The sequence below is a fragment of the Dielma fastidiosa genome (assembly GCF_000313565.1).
Taxonomy (GTDB): Bacteria; Bacillota_I; Bacilli_A; order Erysipelotrichales; family Erysipelotrichaceae; genus Dielma; species Dielma fastidiosa.
The window spans coordinates 1-5,010 of record NZ_HE578936.1; the positions used below are offsets into that span (position 1 = coordinate 1).

General features: G+C 50.6%; 3 rRNA genes. All 3 read right to left on the reverse strand.

The features are described 5' to 3' along the window. Nucleotides 1-31: 31 nt before the first annotated feature. A 5S ribosomal RNA gene (rrf, locus tag DAHG_RS17970) occupies nt 32-145 on the reverse strand. A 64-nt stretch (nt 146-209) separates the two neighbouring features. Beyond that, nucleotides 210-3,104 (reverse strand): 23S ribosomal RNA (locus tag DAHG_RS17975). A 264-nt stretch (nt 3,105-3,368) separates the two neighbouring features. Continuing rightward, nucleotides 3,369-4,902: ribosomal RNA gene (locus tag DAHG_RS20250) — 16S ribosomal RNA — on the reverse strand. Together the 16S, 23S and 5S rRNA genes form the textbook arrangement of a ribosomal RNA operon. Between the last annotated feature and the right edge of the window lie 108 nt (nt 4,903-5,010).

Here is a 5,010-nt window from a genome sequence, read left to right on the forward strand (position 1 = left end):
AAACAAAAAAAGACCCAATGAAGGGTCGATCACCTGGCAGCTAGTTATCTTCACGGGAGCAAGTCCAGCTATTGTCACCGTTAAAGTGCTTAACTTCTGTGTTCGGGATGGGTACAGGTGTGTCCACTTTGCCATCGCCACCAGATCTCTGAGGTCATTCCCTCAAAACCAAATAACAGTTGACTTCCATTCTCTTTCTTCCTAGTTGTGTGATTAAGTCCTCGTACCATTAGTATCAGTCAACTCCATGTATTTCTACACTTCCATCTCTGACCTATCTACCTTGTCGTCTTCAAGGGGTCTTACTACTTGCGTATGGGAAATCTCATCTTGGAGTCGGTTTCGTGCTTAGATGCCTTCAGCGCTTATCCGTTCCCTACTTAGCTACCCAGCTATGCATCTGGCGATACAACTGGTGCACCAGCGGTAGGTCCATCCCGGTCCTCTCGTACTAAGGACAGATCTCCTCAAATTTCCTACGCCCACAACAGATAGGGACCGAACTGTCTCACGACGTTCTGAACCCAGCTCGCGTACCGCTTTAATGGGCGGACAGCCCAACCCTTGGAACCGAATTCAGCTCCAGGATGCGATGAGCCGACATCGAGGTGCCAAACCTCGCCGTCGATGTGAACTCTTGGGCGAGATCAGCCTGTTATCCCCAGGGTAGCTTTTATCCGTTGAGCGACGGCCCTTCCATTCGGCACCGCCGGATCACTAATCCCGACTTTCGTCCCTGCTCGACTTGTTGGTCTCGCAGTCAAGCACCCTTCTGCATTTGCACTCGTCGATTGATTTCCAACCAATCTGAGGGTACCTTTGGGCGCCTCCGTTACTCTTTAGGAGGCGACCGCCCCAGTCAAACTGCCCACCTGACACTCTCCCTCTTCCGGGTCACGGAAGCAGGTTAGAACTTCAATCAAACAAGGGTGGTATCCCAACGTCGACTCCTCCTACACTGGCGTGCAGGTCTCTTTGTCTCCCACCTATCCTGTACATGTTTGATCAAAATTCAATATCAGGCTACAGTAAAGCTCCATGGGGTCTTTCCGTCTAGTTGCGGGTACCCGGCATCTTCACCGGGACTAAGATTTCACCGAGTCTGCTGCCGAGACAGCGCCCAAATCGTTACTCCTTTCGTGCGGGTCAGAACTTACCTGACAAGGAATTTCGCTACCTTAGGACCGTTATAGTTACGGCCGCCGTTCACTGGGGCTTCAATTCAATGCTTCTCCCTTTCGGAATGACACATCCTCTTAACCTTCCAGCACCGGGCAGGAGTCACCCCCTATACTTCGTCTTGCGACTTTGCAGAGAGCTGTGTTTTAGTTAAACAGTCGCTTGGGCCTCTTCACTGCGGCTCTTTCGAGCACCCCTTCTTGCGAACGTACGGGGTCATTTTGCCGAGTTCCTTGGCAACAGTTCTCTCGCTCACCTCAGGCTTCTCGCCTTGCCCACCTGTGTCGGTTTTGGTACGGGCCGCGATGAGATTAGCACTAGAAGCTTTTCTTGGAAGCTGGTATCATGAACTTCGCTACTCGCCGAAGCTTTCACTCCCCTTCACGCCTTTGCATTGATACGCGGATTTGCCTACGTATCTGCTCCTGCGCTTGGACCACAATCCATTAAGTGGATCCACTAACCTTCTCCGTCACTCCTTCATTCTCACGCGGGTACAGGAATATCTGCCTGTTTTCCATCGACTACGCCTTTCGGCCTCGCCTTAGGTCCCGACTTACCCAGGGCGGACGAACCTTCCCCTGGAATCCTTGGGCTATCGGTGTGCAGGATTCTCACCTGCATCTCGCTACTCACACCGGCATTCTCACTTCCATGCTCTCCACCGCTTCTTCCGATACGGCTTCTACGTTCATGGAACGCTCCCCTACCACTTACGTTTAATCGTAAATCCGCAGCTTCGGTAGTATGCTTAGCCCCGGTACATTTTCGGCGCAGAGTCACTCGACTAGTGAGCTGTTACGCACTCTTTGAAGGATGGCTGCTTCTGAGCCAACCTCCTAGTTGTCTGTGCATCTCCACATCCTTTTCCACTTAGCATACATTTTGGGACCTTAACTGGCGGTCTGGGCTGTTTCCCTTTTGACCATGGACCTTATCACCCACAGTCTGACTGCCGGATAGTACCACATGGCATTCGGAGTTTGATTGCATTCAGTACCCCTGGATGGGGCCATCATGCATTCAGTGCTCTACCTCCACATGGCTTCCTCCGACGCTAGCCCTAAAGCTATTTCGGGGAGAACCAGCTATATCCAGGTTCGATTGGAATTTCTCCCCTAGCCACAATTCATCCGCCAACTTTTCAACGGGGGTCGGTTCGGTCCTCCATCAAGTATCACCTTGACTTCAACCTGATCATGGCTAGATCACCTGGTTTCGGGTCTACCGCATCGTACTCTCGCCCTTTTCAGACTCGCTTTCGCTTCGGCTCCGTATCTTCTACTTAACCTCGCACGATATGGTAACTCGCCGGTTCATTCTACAAAAGGCACGCCATCACCCTTTAACGGGCTCTGACTTCTTGTAGGCATACGGTTTCAGGTTCTATTTCACTCCCCTCCCGGGGTTCTTTTCACCTTTCCCTCACGGTACTGGTTCACTATCGCTCACATACTCGTATTTAGGCTTGCCGGATGGTCCCGGCGGATTCCGACAGGGTTTCACGTGCCCCGCCGTACTCAGGATCCCTCTAGAGCTTCTTCGATTTTCGTTTACAGGGCTTGCACCTTCTTCGGCCGGCCTTTCAATGCCGTTCTGCTAATCGTCAAAGTCTCACCTCGAGGTCCTACAACCCCAGAACAAGTTCTGGTTTGGCCTCTTCCGCGTTCGCTCGCCGCTACTGACGGAATCACTTTTGTTTTCTTTTCCTCCAGGTACTAAGATGTTTCAATTCCCTGGGTTTCTCTCTCATGAGCTATTGATTCACTCATGGATGATAACGCATTACCGTTATCGGATTTCTCCATTCGGATACCCACGGATCGTTGCGTTCTTACCGCTCCCCGTGGCGTTTCGCCGTTTGATGCGTCCTTCTTCAGCTGTATGTGGCTAGGCATTCACCGTACGCCCTTCTCTACTTAATCACTTTAAGTATTGCGTTTTTTTAGATGTTCTCTCATCTTTGTGTTTTTCGCGTCCAATTGCTTGGATCTATCTTTTTCTGAGTTACTGTTTGTTTAACATTTTTTCTCGATTTATCTTTTGCTTTTCTATTCAGAAAGATCATGTTTTTATCTCTTATGTCTTCTGTTATTTGGTTTTCAAAGAACGAACTGCTTCTGGACTGTGCTTCTCGCACCTCCCAAAACTGAACAGGAAATATCTTTTTTGTACTTCTTTCTCCTTAGAAAGGAGGTGATCCATCCCCACGTTCCCGTAGGGATACCTTGTTACGACTTAACCCCAGTCATCGATCCTACCTTCGACGGCTCCCTCCATAAATGGTTAGGCCACCGGCTTCGGGTATTATCAACTCCCATGGTTTGACGGGCGGTGTGTACAAGGCCCGAGAACGTATTCACCGCGGCATGCTGATCCGCGATTACTAGCGATTCCGACTTCATGAAGTCGAGTTGCAGACTTCAATCCGAACTGAGACGTCCTTTATGAGATTCGCTCACAGTCACCTGCTCGCTGCTCTTTGTAGACGCCATTGTAGTACGTGTGTAGCCCAGGCCATAAGGGGCATGATGATTTGACGTCATCCCCACCTTCCTCCGGTTTGTCACCGGCAGTCTCTCTAGAGTCCCCATCTTACTGTTGGTAACTAGAAACAAGGGTTGCGCTCGTTGCGGGACTTAACCCAACATCTCACGACACGAGCTGACGACAACCATGCACCACCTGTGTGTACCATAACTATCTCCCTATCTCTAGGGCCTTTGATACCATGTCAAGGCCTGGTAAGGTTCTTCGCGTTGCGTCGAATTAAACCACATACTCCACCGCTTGTGCGGGCCCCCGTCAATTCCTTTGAGTTTCACACTTGCGTGCATACTCCCCAGGCGGAGAACTTATTGCGTTAACTGCAGCACTGAGTTTCCCCAACACTTAGTTCTCATCGTTTACGGCGTGGACTACTAGGGTATCTAATCCTATTTGCTCCCCACGCTTTCGTGCTTCAGCGTCAGTTACAGGCCAGACAACCGCCTTCGCCACTGGTGTTCCTCCATATATCTACGCATTTTACCGCTACACATGGAATTCCATTGTCCTCTCCTGCACTCCAGCCAGACAGTTTCCAAGGCTTACCGTGGTTGAGCCACGGGCTTTTACCTCAGACTTATCTCGCCGCCTACGCACCCTTTACGCCCAATAATTCCGGATAACGCTTGCCACCTACGTATTACCGCGGCTGCTGGCACGTAGTTAGCCGTGGCTTTCTGGTAAGGTACCGTCACTCATAGAGCATTCCCTCTCTATGCCGTTCTTCCCTTACAACAGAGCTTTACAACCCGAAGGCCGTCTTCACTCACGCGGCATTGCTCGGTCAGGGTTTCCCCCATTGCCGAAAATTCCCTACTGCTGCCTCCCGTAGGAGTTTGGGCCGTGTCTCAGTCCCAATGTGGCCGTTCGCCCTCTCAGGCCGGCTATGCATCATCGCCTTGGTGGGCCGTTACCTCACCAACTAGCTAATGCACCGCAGATCCATCTGTTTGCGTTGTGTCCCAACTTTAACAGAGAAGAGATGCCTCCTCTCTGCCTATCCGGTATTAGCAGTCGTTTCCAACTGTTATCCCGGTCATACAGGCAGGTTATCTACGTGTTACTCACCCGTTCGCCACTAAGTTCCAATAGCAAGCTATCTTCACTTCGTTCGACTTGCATGTATTAGGCATGCCGCCAGCGTTCATCCTGAGCCAGGATCAAACTCTCCATTTGATTGACTCTTTATGTTTGAACCGCTTGCGCGTGTTCTGTATTTCTTCCGTGAATTACTTCAAATTTCTTTGACGTTTCCTGTTCAGTTTTCAAAGATCGAGTTGCTTT